Source organism: Mucilaginibacter terrigena (assembly GCF_004168255.1).
GTDB classification, from domain to species: Bacteria; Bacteroidota; Bacteroidia; order Sphingobacteriales; family Sphingobacteriaceae; genus Mucilaginibacter; species Mucilaginibacter terrigena.
The window spans coordinates 236,541-260,560 of record NZ_SEWG01000005.1; the positions used below are offsets into that span (position 1 = coordinate 236,541).

At 43.0% G+C, this 24,020-nt stretch carries 15 protein-coding genes; 6 read left to right on the top strand and 9 right to left on the bottom strand.

What is annotated here, in order from left to right:
* Positions 1-68 precede the first annotated feature (68 nt).
* Entirely contained in the window at positions 69-1,208 is a 1,140-nt protein-coding gene (locus EWM62_RS13840) for an NAD(P)/FAD-dependent oxidoreductase (RefSeq protein WP_238989347.1), read from the top strand.
* Between the two features lie 197 nt (positions 1,209-1,405).
* On the opposite strand, the gene EWM62_RS13845 is transcribed toward EWM62_RS13840, so the two are convergent.
* Complete coding sequence (locus EWM62_RS13845) at positions 1,406-2,764, bottom strand: UDP-N-acetylmuramoyl-tripeptide--D-alanyl-D-alanine ligase (protein WP_129877262.1); 1,359 nt, start codon at positions 2,762-2,764, stop codon at positions 1,406-1,408.
* 19 nt (positions 2,765-2,783) lie between these two features.
* Positions 2,784-4,925, bottom strand: a complete 2,142-nt coding sequence (gene recQ, locus EWM62_RS13850; protein ID WP_129877263.1) for a DNA helicase RecQ — start codon at positions 4,923-4,925, stop codon at positions 2,784-2,786.
* Between the two features lie 100 nt (positions 4,926-5,025).
* On the opposite strand from recQ, the gene EWM62_RS13855 reads away from it, so the two are divergent.
* Positions 5,026-7,527, top strand: a complete 2,502-nt coding sequence (locus tag EWM62_RS13855) for a M14 family metallopeptidase (protein ID WP_129877264.1) — start codon at positions 5,026-5,028, stop codon at positions 7,525-7,527.
* 158 nt (positions 7,528-7,685) lie between these two features.
* On the opposite strand, the gene EWM62_RS13860 is transcribed toward EWM62_RS13855, so the two are convergent.
* The 3 genes from EWM62_RS13860 to EWM62_RS13870 form a co-directional block, all read right to left on the bottom strand.
* Entirely contained in the window at positions 7,686-10,133 is a 2,448-nt protein-coding gene (locus tag EWM62_RS13860; protein ID WP_129877265.1) for an outer membrane beta-barrel family protein, read from the bottom strand.
* 435 nt (positions 10,134-10,568) lie between these two features.
* The gene (locus tag EWM62_RS13865) at positions 10,569-12,230 is read right to left on the bottom strand and encodes a PspC domain-containing protein (RefSeq protein WP_129877266.1); all 1,662 of its coding nucleotides are present in this window, start codon (positions 12,228-12,230) and stop codon (positions 10,569-10,571) included.
* Between the two features lie 22 nt (positions 12,231-12,252).
* Entirely contained in the window at positions 12,253-12,588 is a 336-nt protein-coding gene (locus EWM62_RS13870) for a PadR family transcriptional regulator (RefSeq protein ID WP_129877267.1), read from the bottom strand.
* Between the two features lie 186 nt (positions 12,589-12,774).
* Here EWM62_RS13870 and EWM62_RS13875 point away from each other — a divergent pair, with 186 nt between their 5' ends.
* The 3 genes from EWM62_RS13875 to EWM62_RS13885 all read left to right on the top strand — a co-directional run bounded on the left by EWM62_RS13875 (position 12,775) and on the right by EWM62_RS13885 (position 18,465).
* Positions 12,775-15,912: a SusC/RagA family TonB-linked outer membrane protein gene (locus tag EWM62_RS13875; protein WP_129877268.1), complete on the top strand. Its 3,138-nt coding sequence runs from the start codon at positions 12,775-12,777 to the stop codon at positions 15,910-15,912.
* A 12-nt stretch (positions 15,913-15,924) separates the two neighbouring features.
* Complete coding sequence (locus EWM62_RS13880; protein WP_129877269.1) at positions 15,925-17,517, top strand: SusD/RagB family nutrient-binding outer membrane lipoprotein; 1,593 nt, start codon at positions 15,925-15,927, stop codon at positions 17,515-17,517.
* 63 nt (positions 17,518-17,580) lie between these two features.
* Positions 17,581-18,465 (top strand): BT_3987 domain-containing protein, encoded by an 885-nt coding sequence (locus EWM62_RS13885; protein WP_162499845.1) that lies wholly within the window; start codon positions 17,581-17,583, stop codon positions 18,463-18,465.
* A gap of 387 nt (positions 18,466-18,852) precedes the next feature.
* On the opposite strand, the gene EWM62_RS13890 is transcribed toward EWM62_RS13885, so the two are convergent.
* The 4 genes from EWM62_RS13890 to EWM62_RS13905 all read right to left on the bottom strand — a co-directional run bounded on the left by EWM62_RS13890 (position 18,853) and on the right by EWM62_RS13905 (position 21,801).
* A complete protein-coding gene (locus EWM62_RS13890) occupies positions 18,853-19,554 on the bottom strand; it encodes a toxin-antitoxin system YwqK family antitoxin (protein ID WP_129877271.1) in 702 nt (233 codons plus the stop codon).
* 348 nt (positions 19,555-19,902) lie between these two features.
* Complete coding sequence (locus EWM62_RS13895) at positions 19,903-20,253, bottom strand: hypothetical protein (RefSeq protein ID WP_129877272.1); 351 nt, start codon at positions 20,251-20,253, stop codon at positions 19,903-19,905.
* Between the two features lie 211 nt (positions 20,254-20,464).
* A complete protein-coding gene (locus EWM62_RS13900) occupies positions 20,465-20,872 on the bottom strand; it encodes a DoxX family protein (RefSeq protein ID WP_129877273.1) in 408 nt (135 codons plus the stop codon).
* A 20-nt stretch (positions 20,873-20,892) separates the two neighbouring features.
* Complete coding sequence (locus tag EWM62_RS13905; protein ID WP_129877274.1) at positions 20,893-21,801, bottom strand: S66 peptidase family protein; 909 nt, start codon at positions 21,799-21,801, stop codon at positions 20,893-20,895.
* A gap of 128 nt (positions 21,802-21,929) precedes the next feature.
* Between EWM62_RS13905 and metG the strand changes: the two genes are divergently transcribed.
* Positions 21,930-23,996, top strand: a complete 2,067-nt coding sequence (metG, locus tag EWM62_RS13910) for a methionine--tRNA ligase (RefSeq protein ID WP_129877275.1) — start codon at positions 21,930-21,932, stop codon at positions 23,994-23,996.
* Positions 23,997-24,020 lie beyond the last annotated feature (24 nt).

Below are 24,020 nucleotides of genomic sequence, written 5' to 3' on the forward strand. Positions count from 1 at the left end.
ACATTAAGTTAAAACGCAAATGCTTTCTGAAATCGCGTTTTTGAATTTTGAATTTTTACTTTTGAATGATGTCAAATAACTTTTCGTACTGGGAGCGTACCGCGTTTGTTGATAATGCCGATGTGATCATTATTGGCAGCGGCATTGTGGGGTTAAGTGCCGCCCTTCACCTTAAAACCCGGGGACCAACGCTGAAGGTGCTGGTTTTAGAACGCGGCTTTTTGCCCAGCGGCGCAAGTACAAAAAACGCCGGCTTTGCTTGCTTTGGTACCGTTTCCGAGCAATTGGAAGCGCTTAAACATTCCACTGAAGAGGAGGTTGTGCAACTGGCCAATTATAAATGGCGCGGCCTGCAGCGCCTTAGGCAAAACCTTGGCGATGAAAATATTGACTATCACCAGTACGGCGGCTATGAGTTGTTTATGCACGATGAGGAAGCCAGCGCACAAGAGGCGCAGGATAACATCGAACGCCTAAATAAACTATTGAAACCGGGCATTGACGGGCATGACATTTATGCAGTTGCGGATGCTAAAATTGCCGATTTTGGTTTTAAAGGCGTGGGCAGCATAATCTATAACCCATTTGAGGGGCAGATCCATACCGGTAAAATGATGCGGGCCTTGCTGAATAAGGTTCATGCACTGGATGTTTTGGTGTTGAACGGATGCGAGATCTTGTCTATCCATAATAACGGCGACCATATTCTGTTAACATCCCCGCAGGGAAACTTTAAAGCCAGTAAGGTTATTATGGCTACCAATGCTTTTGCCAAACAGCTTTATCCCAAGCTGCAAGTTACCCCCGGCCGCGGGCAGGTATTGGTTACAAAGCCTATTCCTGGCTTAAAAATAAAGGGCACCTATCATTTTAATGAAGGGTATTACTATTTCCGCAATATAGATGGCCGTATACTTTTTGGCGGTGGCCGCAACCTGGATTTTGCAGCTGAAGAAACACCTGAATTTGGGCACACCGATACTGTTAAACAAAAGCTAACCAATTACCTGCACCAAGTTATCCTGCCCGGCCAAAACGCCGAGATCGATTACTGGTGGAGTGGCATTATGGGCTTTGGCGACGAGATAAAGCCAATAGTAAAGCAACTGGAACCCAACATATTTTGCGCGGTACGCTGCAATGGCATGGGCGTAGCCATGGGTAGTTTGGTTGGGGAAGAGGTAGCGGAATTGGTGCTTAAGGTTTGATTATTTTACAATTTAAAATCTTTAAAAATCGCAAATATCTTAATTACAGCGGTTTGCGTGTTCACGTTCACGATTGTAAATGCTACATGTGCTTTTCATAATCAATTGATTATTAACTGATTGGATTTTGATCAAATTAATAAATCGTATAATCGGTTGAAAGCCAGATGTTTGTGCTTTTCCAATCATGAACACATTTAAAACAATTCGACAAGCCTCTCCAAAGCCATCCCGCGCGATCCTTTTATTAATATAGTAGCGTTGGTTATGGGGTTTTGCTTTAATCCGATAATGGCATCTTCCGCGGTAAGGTAAAAGGTAGTATTGATAAGTGCGGTATTCTCCACTTCGGTTTGCTGGCTCGAAAAATCCTTGCCAATAAAAATGCGCTCATCCACCTGCGCGCCCATGGCTTTTTTTATAACCGAGGTATGCTCAACAGCCGATTCGGCACCCATTTCAAACATATCGCCCAGTATCATTACTTTGTGGGATGCCTGTACCTTGTCCATATTTTCGATAGCCACAAACATACTGCTTGGGTTGGCATTGTAAAAATCGCATATAAGCGTGTTTGTAGCCGTTTTTGTGATCTGCGAGCGGTTGTTTTTGGGCTGGTAGCCTTCTATCCCCTGGTTTATCTCATCAGAATCTAACCCGAAAAAGCAGCCGATACATATGGCAGCCAATATATTATCCAGGTTATAAGAACCGGTTAATTGCGACTTTACATTATACGACGAGCTTTTACGATCATGCCATTTTAAGGTTAGGAACGGCGAGTTATCCAATAGTTTACCGCTCACTAAATTATCGGAATAGGTATTTTTGCCATAGTAAACCACATTTGATAATTCCCGGGCTTCCTGCATTTCCAGTAAGGTTTTATCATCGCTGTTTACAAATGCAATCCGACTTACGGACTTCCCATCGCCCTGACTTTCGGAGCGGGCTAAATAATCGTATAATTCACCTTTGCCTTTTTTGACACCCTCAACACCGCCAAAACCTTCTAAATGGGCCTTGCCTACATTGGTTATCAAACCATGTGTTGGCTGTGCTATTGTGCAAAGCAGCGCTATTTCTTTTTGATGGTTGGCGCCCATTTCTATCACCGCCATTTGGTGCGAACTATCGATAGTCAAAATAGTCAACGGTACACCTATATGGTTATTCAGGTTGCCCTGTGTGGCCAATGTTTTAAATCGTTGCGATAACACGGCATTGATCAGTTCCTTAGTAGTGGTTTTACCGTTAGTGCCCGTTAGCCCTATAACAGGAATGCCTAATTGGCTGCGGTGGTGCCTTGCCAGATCCTGCAGCGCGGTTAATACATCGTCAACCAGTAAAAACTTTTCACCAAGGGCATATTCAGCGTTATCAATAACCGCGTAAGCCGCACCGGCTTCGATAGCTTGTTCGGCAAAGGTGTTAGCATCAAACTTATCGCCCTTTAGCGCGAAAAACAGGCTGCCCGGCGCTATTTTACGGGTATCAGTGCTGATAACAGGGTGCTGCAGGTAGAGTTGATATAATTGTTCAATGGTAGTTTTCATGATAAATCTGTAATCTAAATTACACTTCTCTATTCATCCAGGCAATAACTGCCTTTATTTCGCCGTAGCTATATGCGTCTCCCAAAACTTCTTTAAGGGGCGCCAACATCAGGCTGCCATAACTTTCAACGGCATCCTTTATCGCGGCTATCTTGCTTTCATTAACAAATTCGTATACATCCAGTTCGCCGGTTTGTACAAAACGGCTTAAATGGCCCTCAATTGTCGTTGGGGATAAACCCCGTTCCTGCGAAATTTCGGTAACACTTTTACCTTCTTTATACAGCAAATAAGTCGCCATGAACGTATCCGATACTTTACCGCTTTTTGGTTTTGCTTTGCGTTCCCGCTTTGCAGATTTTTGCGTTATACGCGATGTTAAGCCTTTTTCCTGGCTGTAACTATTAACGATCGCCAAAAATTCCCGCCCGTATTTGGCCAGCTTTACATCACCAAAGCCGGATATTAGTCTTAGTTCATCCATTTTTTGGGGCAGGTAGGTAGCAACTTCCAGCAGGGTAGCATCCGACAGGATAATATATGCCGGCAGGTTTTCGCCAACGGCAATTTCCTGGCGCGTTTTGCGCAGGTTGGCAAGTAGTTCGGTTTCGTAGCTTAACGTTTCTTGCTCCTGTTCGGTAGTAACTTCTGATGCTATCAGTTCAACTTTTAGCTCGCTTTTTAATACTGCTTCGCTTTTTGGTGTAAGCTGTAAAGCCGAGTAACCGTCTTCGCTGATGCGTAAAAAGCCCTGGGCTATCAGCTCGCGCAGGTAGCGCTGCCAGTCGGCCCGGCTAATGTCTGCCCCTGCACCATATGTTTTTAATAGCTTATGCTCCTCCCATATCCGCTGGCTTTTTGCGCCAACTAAGAAGTGTACCACATAGGTCAGGCCGAATTTCTCCTTTAACCTTGCAACTGCCGAGAGCGCTTTTTGTGCTAAGAGTGTGCCATCGAACTTTACAAACTCGCTGAGGCAAAAATCGCATGAGCCGCAGTTATCCGGGAACGGCTCATCAAAATAATGCATCAAAAACTGTCGGCGGCAGGCATGCAGCTGGCAATAGTTTACCATATCGTCCAGCTTTTTAAGCATAATAGCGCTTTGCTCTTTGTTGTTTTCTACCGTGGCAAAACCGCGCAGTTTCATAGCGTCGCCGGGCGAGTATAACAGCAGGGCATCTGATGCCAAACCATCACGGCCTGCACGGCCGGTTTCCTGGTAATAGCCCTCTATGTTTTTGGGCAGGTCCGTATGCACCACGTAGCGCACATTGCTTTTGTTAATGCCCATACCAAAGGCAATGGTGGCTACGATGATCTTGATCTCGTCTTTCAAAAATGCTTCCTGGTTGCGTGCTTTAACTTCGTTGGTAAGCCCGGCGTGGTAGGCTTCGGCAGCGTAGCCCTCTTCCTTCAGGTCTTCGGCTAAAGCCTCTGTCGACTTCCGCGACAGGCAATAAATGATGCCCGAGTCCTCTTTACGGGCATCCAGAAAATTAAGCAGCTGGTTAAAGCTGTTCTTTTTTGGGTTGACCCTATACGTGATATTCTCGCGGTTGAAAGATGAGATAAAAACCGCAGGTTGATGAAGATTTAACTTTTCCAGTATGTCTTTTTGGGTAAGCTTATCGGCAGTGGCGGTAAGGGCTATGACGGGCACATTAGGGAACTCGTTTTTTAAACCGGCCAGCATCAAGTATTCGGGGCGGAAATCGTGGCCCCATTGCGAGATGCAGTGTGCCTCATCAATCGCTATCTGTACCACGTTCAGCGTTTTCAGGAACGCCATCATGCGGTTATCGGTGCCAAATAAACGTTCGGGGGCTACATACAGAAGCCTTATTTCGTTATTTTTTAGTTGAATGGCGATATCCTTTTGCTCATCCGGGCTTTGGCTGGAGTTGAGGAATGCCGCGGGGATACCTGTTAGGTTTAGGCTGTCAACCTGGTCCTTCATTAATGCAATAAGGGGCGATATCACAATGGTAAGTCCATCCAACAATACAGCGGGCAGCTGGTAGCAAAGCGATTTACCGCCGCCGGTAGGCATCAGCACCAGCGTATCTTGTTTGTTTAAAACGTGGTTGATGATAGCTTCCTGCGAAAGCCTGAACTGGTTGTATCCGAAATATTTTTGAAGCGCTTGTATAGGTGTCATTACGTTGTATGCAAATGTGCAGATTTGAATTAATAGCCTGATGATGAAACCTCAAAAAAATATCTTTAGATTAGCCTTTACTGACACAAGCATTTAATACATGTTAAAAAAGCTACTCCTTATAATTATAATAGCGCTTTACGGCCAAAGCACTTTCGCGCAGCAAATACAATCTCCCGCCGAATTTTTAGGATACAAAGCAGGTGAAAAATTTACACCGCATTACCGTGTGGTAGAATATTTTAAATACGTTGCCGGCGTTGCCAAAAATGTTGAGCTGCAGCAGTTTGGAACAACCAACGAGGGCAGGCCGCTGATAGCCATGTTCATTGCATCTGAAGAGAACATTAAACGGCTGGATGAGATCCGCCATAATAACCTGCGTATTGCCGGGATGGAAAGTGGGGCTGTATCACCCAACTCGCCGGTGATTACCTGGCTAAGTTATAATGTGCATGGTAACGAGCCCGCATCGAGCGAGGCCGCGATGTGGACCTTATTTGACCTGGTTGACCCTGCCAATACCCGCACAAAACAATGGTTAACCAACAGCGTGGTGGTTATTGACCCCTGCCTTAACCCCGATGGCCGCGACCGCTATACAAACTTCTATAACTCGGTGCGTGGGATGGTGCCCGATGCAAGCCCCACATCGCGCGAGCATATGGAACCATGGCCGGGCGGGCGCGTAAACCATTATTATTTCGACCTGAACCGCGATTGGGCATGGCAAGCCCAAAAAGAAACGCAGGCGCGTGTAGGCTTATTTAACAAATGGCTACCCGAAGTGCATGTTGATTTTCATGAGCAGGGATACAATAACCCTTACTATTTTGCCCCTGCCGCCGAACCATACCACAAAGATATTACCCAATGGCAGCGCGATTTCCAGGTGACGATAGGAAAAAACAACGCGAAATATTTTGACCAAAACGGGTGGATGTATTTCACCAAGCAGGAATTTGACCTGCTTTATCCATCGTACGGGGATACTTATCCGTTATATAACGGTGCCATAGGGATGACCTACGAGCAAGGCGGCATAAGCGCCGGCCTGGCGGTGGTTACCCGTAACGGCGATACGCTTACTTTGGCCCAACGCGTATCGCATCATCGCACCACCGGTTTAAGCACAGTCGAAATAGTATCAGAGCATGCTCAAAAAGTGGTGGATGAGTTTAAGCGGTTTTATGATAACAGCCGGCAGAACCCGCCGGGAGAATATAAAACATACGTTATTAAAAACGATAATAACGAAAAGGTAAACGAACTGGCAAAAATGTTTGCCCGTAACGGCATCCAATACGGCTACGGATTGGCCAATAAATCGGTAACCGGGTATAATTATTTTACCGGACTAACGGAGCAGTACAATGTAAGCGCCAACGATTTGGTAGTTAATGCCTATCAACCAAAATCTGTATTGCTGCATGTGCTGCTGGAACCCAAAACCTTTATCCCCGATTCGGCCACTTATGATATTACCGCATGGGCATTGCCTTATGCCTACGGTTTAAAGGCATACGGGTTAAAAGATTCGTACAAACCGGCAGCAAGTACATGGAGCGTGGTAAAACAACAGCCGCTTACCAAAACAAAAGCGTATGCGTATGTTTCGGCCTGGCAATCAATTGCCGATGTAAGATTCCTGTCGGCCTTGTTGAAGAAAAAGATAAAGGTGCGCTATGCCGAAACCCCTTTTGAAGCACAGGGCAAAAAGTTTACGGCCGGGTCATTGATCATAACGCGCGCTGGGAACGAAAAAATTGATTTTGACCAGGTGGTTACCCAAACAGCTGCCGATATGGAGCACGAAATAACACCATTGTCATCGGGGTTTGTTGATAAAGGGTCGGATATCGGGTCGGACGATGTACGCTTTATACGCCAGCCGCGTGTGGCATTGGTTACCGGCGACGGTATAAACTCGGAAGCGATGGGCGAGGTATGGCACTTTTTTGAGCAACAGATAGGGTATCCCATTAATCTTATACGCTACCAGGATATCAACAGGATAAAGCTTGGTGATTTTGATGTGCTGATAATGCCCGATGGAAGGTACAACGATTTGTCATCTGACAATTTACATAACTGGGTGCGCGATGGCGGGAAGCTGATTGCCATGGAAAACGCGGTTTCTTCGCTGGTTGACAAAAAGGGGTTTAGCATCAAAAAGAAAGAAAACAAGAAAGAGGATAAGGCGGAATCAAAAGGCAGATCAACAATAAAGATCTATGCCGACCGCAACAGGGATGCCATCCGCTCGAGCATACCGGGCGCAATTTTTAAGCTGAATATGGATAATACCCATCCGCTGGCATTTGGCTTCCCTAATTATTATTACTCGTTAAAGCTAAGCGATGATATTTACGAATTGCTTGGCGAAGATGATTGGAACGTTGGAACGATAGAGAAAAACGGATATGTAGCGGGTTTCGCCGGCTTTCAATCCAAACAGAAAATTAACAATGGCCTGTTGCTGGGCGTTCAATCGCTTGGCCGCGGCTCAGTCGTATATATAGTAGACGACCCCTTATTCCGCAGTTTTTGGGAGAATGGAAAACTGCTGTTTAGCAACGCTGTGTTTATGGTGGGGCAATAAACCGACAAGCAAGCCTCCAGCCGAAGCCCCCCAGCCCCCTGAAGGGGGAGCAAACCCTCTAACGCCCTGGAGGGGAACATAATAAAGCCCTTTGACAAATATCAAAGGGCTTTATGCGTGTCAAAAGCTCCCCCTTCAGGGACTGGGGGGCTGGGCTTTTATCCTCCGCTCTTCACCCTTCCCTTTTCGTCTTCGGCGCCGGTTTGGTGTTTGCGCGCCTTAATTTTACTGTTGCCAAAATTGTAGGTAAAGGTTAGGCGGGCTACGCGGGTTTCGTTTTTCTGTACCAGGTTAAGGTTTGTGCTTCCGTAATCGGTAGACAGCCTGTTTTTGCGGGTATTAAATATATCTGACACAGCTAATTTGATATTCATTTTCTTTTTATAAAACGAATGGCTTACACCAGCATCAACAGCATATTGCGATTTAAGCTTAAATATGCTGTAACTTGAAGCCGACTGGTAAAAGGCCGATAATTCGAATTTGTAACCCGGCACCAAAAATGTTTGGGTAGCGCGTCCCTGGAAAGCGGCTTGCCCATTGCTAAGCATGCTGCCATATAAAGATGCTGATTTAAATTTTTGGTAAAAGCCGGTAACATCCAGGTTTCCTGTCCACCATTTGGTAATAGTATACGGTGTATTGATATTGATGTTGTAGTTATCCCGGGTTTGCAGGTTTTCGTTGGTTTTGTAGGTGGCTTTTTTAACGGTATCGGTATATAAAACATCTACGCTTGCATCGGTAGTGTGACTGTACCCCAAGGTAACGTTGATGTTTTTATTATAAGTGTAGCTAAGCTCGAACGAGTTGGTGTATTGTGGTTTAAGAAAAGGGTTACCTTTTTCGTAGGTGTATTGATCAAGGTAATACACAAACGGGTTAAGGTTATCGTAGTCAGGCCTGTCGATACGCCTGCTGAAATTGAAGCCCACCTCATGTTTGGCAGAAATAGTTTGATTGATGAATAAACTTGGGAACAGATCAAGATACGACCGGTGAACCACCTGGCTGTAGGTTATTAAATTACCGGTTGATACGGTGCGTTCGGCACGCAAGCCAATTTGCACCGATGTGTTTTTGAATGTTTGGCCCAGATTAAAGTATGCCGCGCTCACGCTTTCGTCGTACACAAAGCGGTTGGTGCGCGAAGTATCATTTATAAACGTGCCACTACTTTCAATTTCGGCGCGCAGGTCGTTATCTGTTTTAACCGAGCTTGCCTTTATGCCTGCTTCCAGTTTAAGGGTTTTGTTTATAGGGTAAGTATAATCAACCTTGCCGGTATAAATCCTAATGCTCGACGGGGTTTGGTTGCGTAAGAAAAGCGACGGATGCTGTACGCTGCCATCGGGAAGGAAAAAGTAGGTATCGTTATTGGCGAATGAATTGTTTTTAAATTTGGAGTAATCCAGGTCTATACTTATTTCTTGTCCGCTGGTATCTATAACCAATTTATCATTCAGGTTTACAGCAATATTGCGATATGTTTGATTTACGCTTGTAGGGGTATTCTGTACCGAATCTACAACAAAAGGGGTTGAGCCAATCTTAGTAACACTTTTATTGTTATTGTATTCGTTGGTATGATCTCCGCTTACCACAAACCCTAAAGTGTTTTTTGATGATGTGTTATAATCGGCACCAACACGAAAGTTGTTATAGTGCAGCTTCCTTTTCATTAGTGTATTTTGCATAAAATAAGTTGTAGTAGGCCCACTTATTACTGTGCGGTTAATATCAATTATGTTTTCACGGGTAAGGTCGCCATGGCTAAGCGTACCAAACACACTTAAATTGCCCACTTTATGGTTCAGGTTAAGGCTGGTATTATCCCTAAAGTTTTTACCGTAAGCAACCCCTGCAGTTAAGCTGCCGTTGGTACCGCTTTGTTTGTTCTTTTTTAGTTTAATGTTGATGATGCCCGAGTTGCCCGAAGCATCGTACCTGGCAGATGGGTTGGTGATGATCTCGATAGATTGTATCGTTGTGCCATCGGTAGAACGCAGCAATGCCGCTAATTGTGTCGACGAAAGATAAGTGAGCTTATCGTTTATCATCACGGTTACACCCTGTTTGCCTTTCAGGGTAATGTTATCGTCCTTATCAATAGTAACACCGGGGGCGCGTTCCAGTATCTCTAATGCCGAGTTGCCAGCGGCAAGCACACTGTTTTCTACGTTCATTACCGTACGGTCAAGCTTGCGTTCGATAAGGGGTTTTGATGATGTTACCGTTACACCCTGCAGTGTGCGGCTGCTTTGCCGCATTTTTATAAGAGGTGCGTTAACGGCTGGCTGGGCAGCGCTTACTTCAAAAGCCGCGCTAAAGGTTGGCTGGTAGCCAACATTGGTTGCTTTGATAATGTATTTACCGGCAGTAACACGATCGATCAGGTAATTACCGGCATCGTTAGTAAGTGTGCCTTTAACAACCGATGAATCTTTTGCTCTTAACAGGGTTACGGTAGCGTAGTCCAAAGGCTTTTCCTGTTCGTTATGCAACAAGCCCGATACGCTGGCTGTTGGCTTAGTTTGCTGTGCATTAACAGATGCGGCAGTTAACAGGATGAACAGGATATATAATAGTTTAGTAATTTGTTTCATGAGTAAAAAAATTTAGGCAATAAAAGCCCCGCGAAGGATGTTCCTTCGTTTTTTTTGAATGGGCGTAAGTTTGTTGTATTGCGGTTAACCCGCGCGGCTTATGTTATAGCTGGTGTAGGTGTTTGCATAGGTATGGGTTTATGTTGTATGCCGGCCACAGGGTGGGCATGTAATTGTCGTTTATGTTAAGATGTTAATCAGCGGAAAAGGTTACACTCAAATTTCAATTTTCGGATTCAGGCAAAAGCAATTCTGCGATATCCTGATATATAAAGTATCGTATTTGCCCGTCATTCCCCGGGCGCGTTTTGTTGAAGGCAGTATTGGCCTTTGCATTATGTGCCACCCCTGTTTTTTTAACGCAGGGCGAATTATAAAAAGGTAATATAAGCCCGCTGAATAACAGCAGGCTTATATATTTTATAATAGTTTTCATTATTGTTCTTCGTTTGCCCTTGCAGCGCTATCTGCAGCAGCTTTTTGTTTTGGTGTTTGTGGGATAACTAAAGTATCTACCTTACATTGCAGGCCGTTATCAGTCATAATGAATGTTGCCGATGGTGCAGCTTCTTTTTTGTTATCGCGTTTACAATCGTAAACGTTTATACCACTTAACATGCTGTCAAGCTCCTCATCAATAATAAGTTTGGCATTAAGCGGTAATTTTAAAGTAAGCCTTACATCCTGGTTGCGCCACCTGCGGTCTGCCCCTTTGTCAAAACGGCGGTTAAACTTTAACACATTGCCAATTTGTTCAAAATGGTAAATTATGGCACGTGCATTAGTTAAAGCGTCCTGGTAATCTCCGCCACGGGCGCTAAATGATTCTATCAGCACCGGTTGTTTTACATCTCCACGCTCAACAGTAATATATGCTGTTGAATTAGGCGAATCAAAATCATTGTCATTGTCATCAAGGATAACACCACCTTTAAAGCCTTTAATATCATAACGGATACTATCCTCTGCTGTCATGAATTTAATAGCATTCAACGTTAAATGATAAGTACTATCGGCCATCGGTGCAATATTTACGGTACGGCTGTAGCTGGCGCTTGATTTAAACTCGGCGGAGATCTTAACAGAGTAGTATATAACCACGCTTAATGCCACTATCCAGCACATTAATAAAGTTGAGGCAATAGTGCGGCCAATGCTTTTAGTATTAAACACATATGTTAATATAGCCAGTATTATTGCCAATAACGGTATAACTGCCATTAACACGGCGCATACCAGAAATATGCTGCTTATCCTGTCGGTGGTTAACGTGAACGGAAAGGCATGATAGATGCCACCATGGCCGGTAACTATAGCTACAACTACAGCGCCAATGGTAAATACAATACCGGCAAAACAGGCGGCTACGATGCCTATGGCTATAAGCCTGCCTATAACTTTACCGGCACCACCTAAAAAGTTGCCAAAGTGGCCAAAAATATCGCCGGCAAAATCACGGGTTTTGTATATTAACGGGCGGGCTTCCTGGTGCAGATTAGAGAGGTTATGGCGTACCCCGCTTATTTCTTCCTCAAAATTATTCTTAAATCCCTGCAGGTCCAGTTTCTGGCCTTTCATGGCCATGCGGTCGGCGCGGGTAACGGCTTTAGGCACAACTATCCACAGTATTATATATAGTATAAAACCGGTACCTGCAAAAACAACACTTAAGGCAAATAGCAGGCGTACCCATACCGGGTTAAAATCAAAGTAATTGGCAATGCCCGAGCAAATGCCGGCAACCAGATGGTCGTCAGGATCGCGGAACAAGCGGCGTGGCTCGCTGCTATAGGTAAAGGCTTGCTGCATATGTGGTTTTGCACCACCTTCCTCTACTTCAAAATCCTCAACCGAGCCCATTTGTTCAACAACGGTTTTAACATCCTGTATAACTACAACCTGTTTGCCCTCTTTAAGCAAAATCTCGTTAAACATTTCTGCTATGCGGTTCTCAATATCAGTTGTGATCTCCAGGCTATCCGCCGAATTTAAAAAATGACGCTGTACATCGGTCATGTAATTTTTCAGTATCTCGTAGGCATCTTCCTCTATATGAAAAACGATGCCGTTTATATTTATGATGATAGTTTTATTCATGATGGGTGATAATTAATGGTTTTTAATTGTTTCTGTCGCCAATAGCGGTTTGCACGGCAAATGCCAGTTCCTGCCAGGTGCCGTCAAGCTGCTCAAGCACCTTGCGGCCGTCATCGCTTAACACATAATATTTGCGTGGCGGCCCCGATGTCGACTCCACCCAGTTGTATGAGAGCAGGCCATTGTTTTTTAAACGGGTTAATAAAGGGTATAGCGTACCCTCAACTACAAGCAGCCGGGCCTTCTTAAGCTCAGCAATTATGTCTGAGGCATAGATCTCGCCCTTTGCTATTATGGAAAGTATGCAGTACTCCAGTATGCCTTTCCTCATTTGGGTTTGTGTATTTTCAACAATCATATTACAAAGATATATGTTTTAGAATGTATTATGCAATACATAGTACTATATTTTTTATCTTTTTTTTATTTTTAAAAATTATTTTCATCAAAAAGCATCTTTTTTTACTTTTTAATTTGATTTATTGATACCGGAACACTACTTTTATGACTAATTAACTATTAACTGATCTTATTATTAACAAACATGAAAAAACTTCTACTAGTAAGTTTGTGTTTCCTGATGTTATGCATAACACAGGTATATGCACAAAATCGTACAATTACTGGTACAGTTACTTCAAAGGATGACGGCTTGCCGTTGCCAGGAGTAAGTGTTACAGTAACCGGAACTACAGTTGGTACTCAAACCAATGCTTCCGGTAAATTCTCATTAAATGTGCCTGCTACGGCAAAAACATTAAGCTTTTCGTTTATTGGTTTCGACAGGCAGTCCGTGTCTATCGGTTCGGGCGATGTTATAAACATTGTTCTGGCATCAACAGCCAATCAGCTTAGCGAAGTGGTAGTAACAGCGGGTGGTTTGGAAGCCCGTAAAAAAGAGCAGGGTTATTCTTCAACCACTATTAAGCCTGCTGCTTTAACAGCTTCTAAGCCGGTGAATGCCATTGCAGGTTTAAACGGTAAAGTTGCCGGTTTAAGAATCAACGCAACAAGCAGCGGTGTTAACCCTAACTATCGTGTAGTTTTACGTGGTATGCGTTCTTTAAAGGGTAATAACGACGCGTTAATCGTGGTTGATAACGTTATTGTTCCTAACGCTATCTTAAGCAACATCAACCCGGAAGATATCGATGATATCCAGGTTTTGAATGGTGCAGGTGCTGCGGCGTTATATGGTTCTGAAGCATCAAACGGTGCGATCATCATCACTACCAAAAAAGGTACAAGAGGCCAAACTTCAATTCGTGTGTCTAACACTACAACAATTGAGCAGGTTTCTTTTTATCCTAAATTTCAAACCGGTTTCGGTTCAGGTTCATCTGGTGATATTCAGGCTTACATCGCTTACGAAAATCAGCAGTTTGGCCCGGCTTACGACGGTGTTGTAAGGCCTGTAGGTTTACCGTTAGAAAATGGCGATCAACAAATGATCCCTTACTCTTATAAGGATGCTAAAAATAAATTTTGGCAAAACGGTTTAACCAACCAAACAGATTTCAACTTATCATCTGGTAACGATAGGTCTACTATCTATACCTCTGGCCAGTACGCTAATGTAACAGGTACTACTCCTGGTGATAAATTTAACCGTGCTAACTTAAGGGTTAACGGAACTCAAAAGATCCTTGACAACCTTAACTTAACTTATACTGTTGGTTACACTCAAAACAGGTACGATATTACCAACCAAACAGCAACTATTTACAACAACTTGTTGAACAGCCCCGGTCAGATCGACATTACCGATTATTCAGACTGGAGAAACAATGAGTATGCAAACCCTAATGGTTACTTTAATGCTTACTATAACAACCCTTACTTTATTGCCGGTAACTACCGTCAAAAAACAAGGAATGATTATTTGGTAGGTAACGTGGAGATGAAATACAACCCAACAAAATGGTTGGACTTCACTTACCGTGTAGGTATTACAACCCGTAATACAAGCCAAAAGGTATTTGCTGATAAATTCGCGTTTACTGATTACACTAAAACCCGCCCCGAGTTAGCCGGTACATACAAGGTAAATGATATCTTAGGTTCAAACCAGGATTACGCATATTATCAAACCCGTATCAATTCAGATTTCCTGGTTGGTATCAGAAAATCGGTTGATGATTTTAGCTTCAAACTTATCTTAGGTGCCAGTATCCGTAATGATAACCAAAAAGATTTAACAGCTACTGTTAATGGTTTGGTTGTGCCGGGTGTATTTAACTTAGGTAACAGTACTAATACACCAACTGCTTCCGGATCACAATATAATGCTCACCAAGAGGGCGTATACGGTGACTTTACAGTTGGTTACAAAGATTACTTATTCTTACACGCTACAGGCCGTAATGACTGGGTTTCGGTATTATTACCTAAAAACCGCTCATTCTTCTACCCTGCAGCTGACGTATCATTCGTAGTTACAGATGCTTTTAAAGAATTAAAGGACATTAAAGGTATCGATTTCATCAAAATACGTGGTGGTATATCTAAAGTTGGTCAGGTTAACTTACCAGGAACTTTTGGTGCTTACTCGTTAGATCCTACTTTCGGCCAGGGTGCTGGTTATCCGTATAATGGTGCTGGTGGTCACACTATCAGTAACACCATTGTATCTACCGATCTTAAACCAGAGATCACCAAAGGTTATGAGTTAGGTTTTGATGCAAACTTCTGGGATAACAGGGTTTCTACAAAGTTCACTTACTTTAGTACAAAAACTGATGCACAAACTATCGAAACAGGTGTATCTACTGCTACAGGTTTCAACACTTACAGAACCAATGTTGGCCAAACAAGTTCAAAAGGTTATGAAAGCTCCGTTAACTTAACTGCTTTCAGAAACCGCGACTGGGATTTAACAATCGGTGCTAACTATACCCACATAACTAATAATGTTGAATCGATATCTGCTGATATCCAGCGTTTAAGCTTAGGTGTTTATGGTGGTGGTGCCGGTTCTTATGCAGTTGCTGGTCAGCCTTTCCCGGTTATTATGGGTCATGATTACACCCGTGATGATCAAGGACGTATCATTGTTGACCCAATCACTGGTTACCCAACAGCATCAGATCAGGTTACTGTTTTAGGTAACGCTCAGCCAAAAGATGTGTTAGCTGTTAACCTGTCGGTAAAATACAAAGGTTTGCGTTTTTCAGCTTTAGCTGAATATCGTGGTGGTTACAACATCTACAATGCTGCAGCCGGTACTTTTGACTTCTCTGGTTCATCATACTTTAGCGGTTACTACAATCGCGATCGTTTCGTGATCCCTAACTCGGTTTACCTTGACGCAGCCACTGGTTCTTATGTTCCAAACACTAATATCACTGTACGTGATGGTGGTACCGGTTACTGGACAGATGATCCTCGCTCAAGCATGGATATCAACTACGTTTACTCTGGTGCTTTCTGGAAAATACGTGAAGCCGCTTTATCTTACGATCTGCCAAAATCATTATTAGGCAAAACTAAAGCTATTAAAGCTGTAACGCTAAGCGTACAAGGCCGTAACTTGTTCTTGTTTACTCCAAAATCAAATGCTTATACCGATCCTGAGTATAGCGATGGTGATGGTAACTCAAGCGGTAACGCAATTGGTTTAACAAACTTGGGACAAACACCTCCGTCTCGTTACTTCGGTGGTACTATCTCAGTAACTTTTTAAGTAAAAAATATCATGAAAAAAATATTTAGTATAGTTTTATCAGGTATCTGTTTATTATCTGCAACGTCTTGCAAGAAATATTTAGATGTCAACACCAATCCTAACGACCCGCTGCAATCAACGCCGGAGTTAGTGTTGCCCCAGGCAATTGTTGCCACAGCCGCGCTGGCTGTTAATACCGGAGATTATAACTCTTACGGATCAGCCCTGAACGGTTACTTTGGTAATGCAGGTGGTTTTGGTAGCTTAGGTGTATTAATATCTTACGCTTTCACCACCGGTGATTACAACGGACTGTTCCAAAACACTTATGATAACCTTGAAGATTATCAATATGTGATAAACAAAACAGATGAAGCCAACGTATTTAACGCTGCGGCAAACATCATGAAGGCATATGACTACCAAATGCTGGTAGATACATATAATGATGTACCTTATACTGAAGCATTAAAAGGACTTGATAAATTGCAGCCAAAATATGACAAGGCTGAAGATATTTACAAAGACCTTGGCGACAAACTTGATGCGGCTGTTGCTTTCATGAACACCGTACCTGCTGCCAGTGTGCCAAAAATATTCAATGGTACTTCTGATCCAATGTTTGGTGGCGATCCAAAAAAGTGGGCCAAATTTGGTAATACCCTTAAATTGCGCTTAATTATTCGCGCAGGTGGTAAAGTTGCTTTCACAAAAGCAACTCCCGATGCAGCTGTTGGTTTTGTAACCAATGATGTTTTAGTACAACCTGGGTACACTAAAGTTGCAGGCAAGCAAAATCCATACTGGGACAGATGGGCTTATTCAGAAACCGGTGCTGCGCGTACTGCTGCTAACGTTTACATGCCATCTCCATATGTTTTGACATTCTTTAACGGAACAAAAATACTTGATGACACCCGTGGCGTGCTTATCTTCCAACAATGGGGCGGAACAAATGGCACAACTACACCAGCTAACCAGTTAGGTTATACCGGGGCAGATGCACCTAAAGCACCAACCCCTGCATTTTGGTACACTTACGCATCTTTAGGAAGCAATGGTGAAGGGATATTCAAAGGCGAAACGGCTCCTCAACCAATTATGCTTGCGTCTGAAAGTTACTTCTTACAGGCAGAAGCTAATCTTAAAGGAATATTGGCCGGTACAGCTAAGACTAATTTTGATAATGGTGTTAAAAGTGCTTACGCTTATTTGTTTAGGGCGAATGGTCCAAACAGCGCAACTACTCCTAATTATGTAGAAGATTGGGAGCCATATTATCAGGATTATATGGACAAGGAAGCTAACGAAGGCAATTACTTAGTTCATTACGAAGACGCAACAACTGATGCCCAAAGACTTGAAGCAATAATCACCCAAAAGTATATCGCTTTAATTTACCAATTTGGTGGCGAAAGCTGGAACGAGTACAGAAGAACGGGTTACCCACGTTCTACAGGTAACTCTGCTACCACTTCGTTTGCTTCGATAGTATCACAGGCTACAGGTCCGGATAAATTGCCTACCCGCGTATTATATCCTGTTTCTGAATACACTTACAACAGCTCGAATGTGCCAAGTGGTGTAAGTCCTTATACTGACAAGATTTTCTGGGCTAGATAAAAGTTAAATTGTTTAAATTTTAAAGAAATGAAAAAATATTTAAAAATAGCTTCGGTTTTAGCCTTGGTAACAGGATTAAGTTCTTGTTTAAAGGATGAACCGATAATTGGGGGGAAGCCTCAAAATATAGTTGAGTTTTATACAACCGATGCATATACGTCTGGAACTACAGATCTATATCCAGCGTATACAAAGGGCTTTACATACTCAACTTCGGATAAGTTTGATGTAACAGTAAGTTACTCAGGAACTGATGTAGCACCTGAAGACATTACCGTAAATTTAGGTGTTAACGGTGACGCGGTTCCGCGCACAAATGCCAAAACTATTGCAGATGCCAGAGCAGACGCAATAGCTAACGGTGAAGATCCTGATGACGCTGAAGCAGACGTACAAGGCGACTTGCTTACCAACGCGCCAACAGCATCTTACCAGATACCCGCAAATGTGGTTATCAAAAAAGGCACACGCAGGGCAGTGGTATCAATTACTGTTAACCCAAGCTTGTTTGACTTTGACCATAATTATGTAATACCTCTTACTATTACATCAGCATCTATGGGTACTGTTAGCGGTAACTTTGGTACGGTAATATATGGTGTGAAATACAAAAACCAATATGATGGTGTATATCATTCAAGCGGTCAGTTTGTTCACCCAACTGCAGGCCCAAGGGATCTGAATGCAGATAAATCGTTATTAACAACCGGCCCTAACTCTAACTTATCATCTATTGGTGACGTTGGTGGATCGTTGATAATAACTGTTAATCCTACTACTAACCTGGTTACTTTCGACGGAGCATTAAGTGCCTCTCAGCCTATCGTTCCGGTACCGGGTCAGGATAACTATTACGATCCTGCTACCAAAACGTACCACTTAAACTACCAATATACTGGTGGTGGAGGTTTCCGTGTAATACACGAAACGTTGACTTTAAAACCATAATCTACGCTGTAGATTTGATAATAAAAGGCTGCCCAGAAAGTGGGCAGCCTTTTTTGTTTAACGTTGAATATTTATAATGTATTTAGCTGAAGATAGGAATAGTTGATACTATCAGTAGGGAATGTGATAGCTTATCAGAACAGGTGTTTTAATAGCATTCTGCCTAAGAGCATGTTGCAATGCGTTGTATTTAGCAAGCTATTCCTATATTCTAAGTAAACAGAAAATACAGATAGCGAGAATAAGAGATCATAAAGTGATTTATGCTAAGCCGCAAATTATGTGAACGGGGTACAACAAATGAGTTATGATAATAACGAATGGCCGGTTAGTGTAAAAAAAACCCGATAGTTGTAAAACTATCGGGTTTTTTATAAAAAAGATAATCTAATTTTTCTGACTGTTCATGATCTGGTTATTATAATTAACCTTTATAAGGTCGGTGCCAACAGTAGTTGCTAAAATAACAGTGCTTTTAACCGGTTGCCCATCAACTTTAGCGGGTATAAAATCAAGCAGGCCCGATGAATTCGCTTTTACATAAAGTTTTTTATGTTCCTGGGTTCCGTTGCTTTCATAATCTGCATATACATCGGCAATTTGTCCGGTGGGTTCAACATTTACAGTATACTTTATACTTATATCCGATTTCTCTTTTGTAATTGCCGGTGGGATATCTTTTGAGTTATAAAAGGTAAGGAATGCCAGGGTTGAACCGCCGATTTTTACCGGAGGTAATACCGTAGCCTTATCCGGTGCAGAAACAGAGTAATCCGTTTGAACATACGAGCCCGAATCCAGGTTAGTATACACCATTCGTGAGTTAGTATAATCGTACTGCTGTACTAATTGATTATTCGGGCCATAAAACATCCATACGCCTGTTTTTTTGCCCTGATCATATTTCCCCCTTACAAGGGCGCCACCGTCGGCATCGGTTACCATATATAAGCCTTGCCGTACATCTTTATCGGCTAAAACACGGTATTGCTCTGTTAAATTAAGTGAGATCTTTTTTGTTACAACTTTGTCTTGCGACATGGCTACCAGCGGTGTCAGCAAAAGCGCTAAGGCGGTTATCTTTTTCATGTGGTTTATATTTATATATAAATATATAAATTTTATTGTTTTATAATTAAACTCTTTAAGCCCGTTATTTCTATAAAGCATTATTTTAGAACGGCAAAATTTGCAAAGCATTAAAATGAACGTAAAACTTAGTTTTGCCAGAAGAAAGCACTCGATACGTAACGTTATTGTTACAAAATAGCAACTAAAAATTTAGTGAATCTTAGAGTTGCCTCGTGATTATTGCTTACTCCCCGATACTATCAATGGCACTTGGCAAAGAAGCTAATGGTGTTTTGTTTTCGCTATCAGTTATAAAAAAAGGGAGATGTTATACCTCCCTTTTAAAGGACAAAGATTTATGATTAGTTAATATGTAACCGGTCCTTTATAATGTTTTGAAGTGCCATCAGTGAAGGTTACGTTAACAGAAGCGGAATATGATGGTGGCGGGGCAGTATAACTATAACCCGAAAAAGTTGTAATAGCAATACCATCCGGGTTGCCCTCACCTGGGCTTCTGTAGAGGGCTACAATTGTTCCTTCCTGTTGATCAGCATACGCATGGTACATTTGGCTGCCTACGGTAAAATAGCCCGCATCCCATGTTTGCAACTGTTTTTGATGAACTGAGATGATCTTTTGATTTGATACACTTTTAAAAGAGGACAGGGGCAAAATTAAAAGCACGCTTCCTAAGAAGATTAGAGACTTTTTCATGATAAGGTGATTAGGTTAATAATTTATTAATTAATCTAATTTACCAAAAAACGATTGGTTGAAAGAAATTAGCAACAGTTATATTTTCAACACATTTAAAATAACAAGCAGATAAACTGCATAACAGAAAATTTAACCGTTACGATTCGCCTTGTATTAATACATTTAAGTAAACTTAAGGCTTAGGGGGGCTAAGCACAAAGTTCTTCATTCACTTTTTATCTACACTGTATTTACCGGGCCCTACAAATATCAGCCCTGCAAATACAAAAGCAAGTTCAACAGCATGCGCAGCCCCGTTTAAGCCATCACCTTTGCCCAAATGGGTGGCCGCTGCAACAATCAGATTGATCATTAAAAAAAATGCTGCCGGCCTAAAAGCCAGGCCTATCAGTATTAGAAAGCCGCCCAGTGTTTCGGTTAAGGCAGCTAAAAACCCCCACATTACCGGTAAAAAGGTTACGCCTACATATTTTGTGGAACTGCCAAGGCCTGCCCACATTTCGGTGCCGCCCAGTAATTTGGGGTAACCGTGGTATATCATCATTGCACCAAGCCCGAGCTGCATAATTAGCAAGCCGGTGTTACGATAGTTATTTAAACTGCTTAAATATGTCATATTCACTCTGTTTTATCTTATTAATAACTCATATTAACCTCATCGGTTTGCACCGATAAATGCAGCGTTTTACCCAGTATAAGGCTGCAATTATTTGACACATGCCCCGCCGGAAAATCGAAACAAACCGGGTAGCCGTATTCTGCAACTACATCCATTACCAATTCGGGGAGTGTTTGTCCGAATGGGATGTCGTTATCTTTCAGATCAGTGAAGGCACCCACAATCAGGCCTGCCAGGTTTTTCATCTTGCCGGCGCGTTTAAGTGCGCGCAGCATACGGTCAACAGCATAAAGGTATTCGCCAACATCTTCTATAAATAAAATGCTTCCGGTATAGTCCATATCGCTTACCGAATTATTTACGGCCAATAAAAGCGAAAGGTTGCCGCCTATTAATATGCCGCTGCATTCGCCTTGTCGGTTTAAAAGGTTCGGTTTGATCCGGTAGCTTAATACTTCGCCAAATAATGCCTTCCTGAGCGTTTCAAGGGAGTATGCCGAAGCATCGGGAATGTTCAACGGCATTTGGCCGTGGATGCAGGGCAGGTTATAATTGGCAATAACATGCGAATGCAACAAAGTGATATCACTAAAGCCAACCAGCCATTTAGGATTGGTTTGTAAACGACTAAAATCAACCCTATCAACCATCCGGATGGTACCGTAGCCTCCCCTGGCGCAAATGATGGCCTTAATGGTATCGTCATCGATAAAGCGCTGCAAATCTGCCGCCCTGAGGGCATCATCCCCGGCAAACTGGTGGTAGCTTGCATTCACGGTTTTGCCAAGCACTACTTCAAGTCCCCAGGATGTTAAAAGGTTCACAGCATCCGTCATGGGGATGGGCAGCTTTTTGGCCGGGCAGGTAATGGCCACTTTGTCGCCTCTTTTAAGGTAGGGTACTTGTGTTTCGGTTGATACTGACATTATTCGGTAAGTTGTGGGTTAATGTTCCTTAGAAAAGCAGTCTTTAATCCTTTGTCTTTCTGTCTTTCGTCCGTTCTATCTCTCCGACTAAAAAGTTATCTTTGCAAATTAATAAACATCCCTGTTTAATGTCGCAACTTAATAAATATAAAAGATACACCATAACATCGGCATTGCCTTACGCAAACGGGCCGCTGCATATTGGCCATTTGGCGGGCGCCTACCTGCCGGCAGATATTTTTGTACGTTACCTGCGACTGATGAAAAAGGATGTGGTGTACATCTGCGGCTCGGACGAGCACGGCGCGGCCATCACCATAAAAGCTAAAAAGGAAGGCACTACGCCCCAGGCTATTATTGATAAATACCATACCCAAATAAAGAATAGTTTTGAAGAGTTTGGGATAGCTTTTGATATTTATCACCGCACCTCATCGGCCATACATCACGATCTGTCGCAGGAGTTTTTCCTGAACCTGTACGAAAAGGGTGAGTTTATTGAGAAATACTCCGAGCAATATTATGATGAAGATTTCGACCAGTTTTTGGCCGACCGTTATATTACCGGTACCTGCCCCGTTTGCAGCTACGATAAAGCTTACGGCGACCAGTGCGAAAACTGCGGCACATCGTTAAACCCAACAGACCTGATCGACCCTATATCAACCCTAAGCAATAAAAAGCCTGTTTTAAAACCTACCAAGCACTGGTATTTGCCTTTAGATAAATACCAGCCATGGTTAGAGAAATGGATTGATGAAAAAGAAGGCGAGTGGAAGGTGAATGTATTTGGTCAATGCCGCTCGTGGTTAAAATCGGGCCTGCAGCCACGCTCCATGACCCGCGACCTGGATTGGGGAATAGATGTGCCCCTTGAAGAAGCGAAGGGCAAAAAGCTTTACGTGTGGATGGATGCGCCAATAGGCTATATATCCGCCACCAAACAATGGGCGATTGATAAGGGTAAAGACTGGCAGCAATACTGGAAAAAACAGGTTAATACAGAAGACGATGCCTGCCTGATGCACTTTATTGGTAAGGATAATATCGTGTTCCATTGCATTATTTTCCCGGCGATATTAAAGGCGCATGGCGATTATATACTGCCGCAAAACGTACCTGCCAACGAATTTTTAAACTTGGAGGGCGATAAGCTGTCCACATCCCGCAACCACGCGGTTTGGCTGCACGAGTACCTGGAGGAATTCCCCGGTAAGCAGGACGAGCTGCGCTACGTACTTACATCCATACTGCCCGAAACAAGCGACAGCGAATTTACCTGGAAAGATTACCAGGCACGTGTGAATAATGAGCTGGTTGCCATTTTGGGTAACTATGTTAACCGCGTAATGATACTGATGCACAAGTACTATGATGGCAAGGTAGAAAGCGACAGCGCTGTTATTAAACTAACCGATGCCAAAATAGATGCCGAGTTAGGCGGGTATTATGACGACCTGGGTAAAAACCTGGAGAACTATCGTTTCCGCGCGGCCTTGCAAAGTGTAATGGATATGGCCCGCCTTGGTAACCGCTACCTTACCGAGCAAGAGCCATGGAAAACTATTAAAAGCGACCCACAGGCCGCCAAAACAGCCTTACATAACAGTTTGATACTAATAGGCCACCTGGCCACCTGCCTGCAGCCATTTTTACCGGCCACGGCCACCAAAATATTTGGCATGCTGAATTTAGATCCCGTGACTTTTGATCAGGAATTGGAATTTGTAAATGGCCACCAATTAAACCCATCTGCTTTATTGTTCGAAAAAGTGGAAGACGAAGCGATTGAGAAACAGATTCAAAAACTGGCAGATAAAAAAGCGGCATCGGCAGTGGTACAGCAGCCCGTTGTAGCGCCGGCAAAAACAAATATTACCTTTGATGAATTTGTAGGGATGGATATCCGTACCGGCACTATCCTAACCGCCGAAAAGGTTGCCAAAACCAAAAAACTGTTAAAGCTAACAATAGATACAGGCATCGACCAGCGTACCGTGGTATCGGGCATTGCCGAACATTACGAACCCGAAGCCATCATAGGCAAACAGGTAAGCATACTGGTAAACCTGGAACCACGCGAAATAAAAGGCATCATGTCGCAAGGGATGATACTGATGGCCGAGAATGCCGAGGGCAAGCTAAGCTTTGTAGCCCCTGCTGATGAAATGCCAAACGGATCTGTAATAAGATAAATTATATATATGCAGATATGAAAA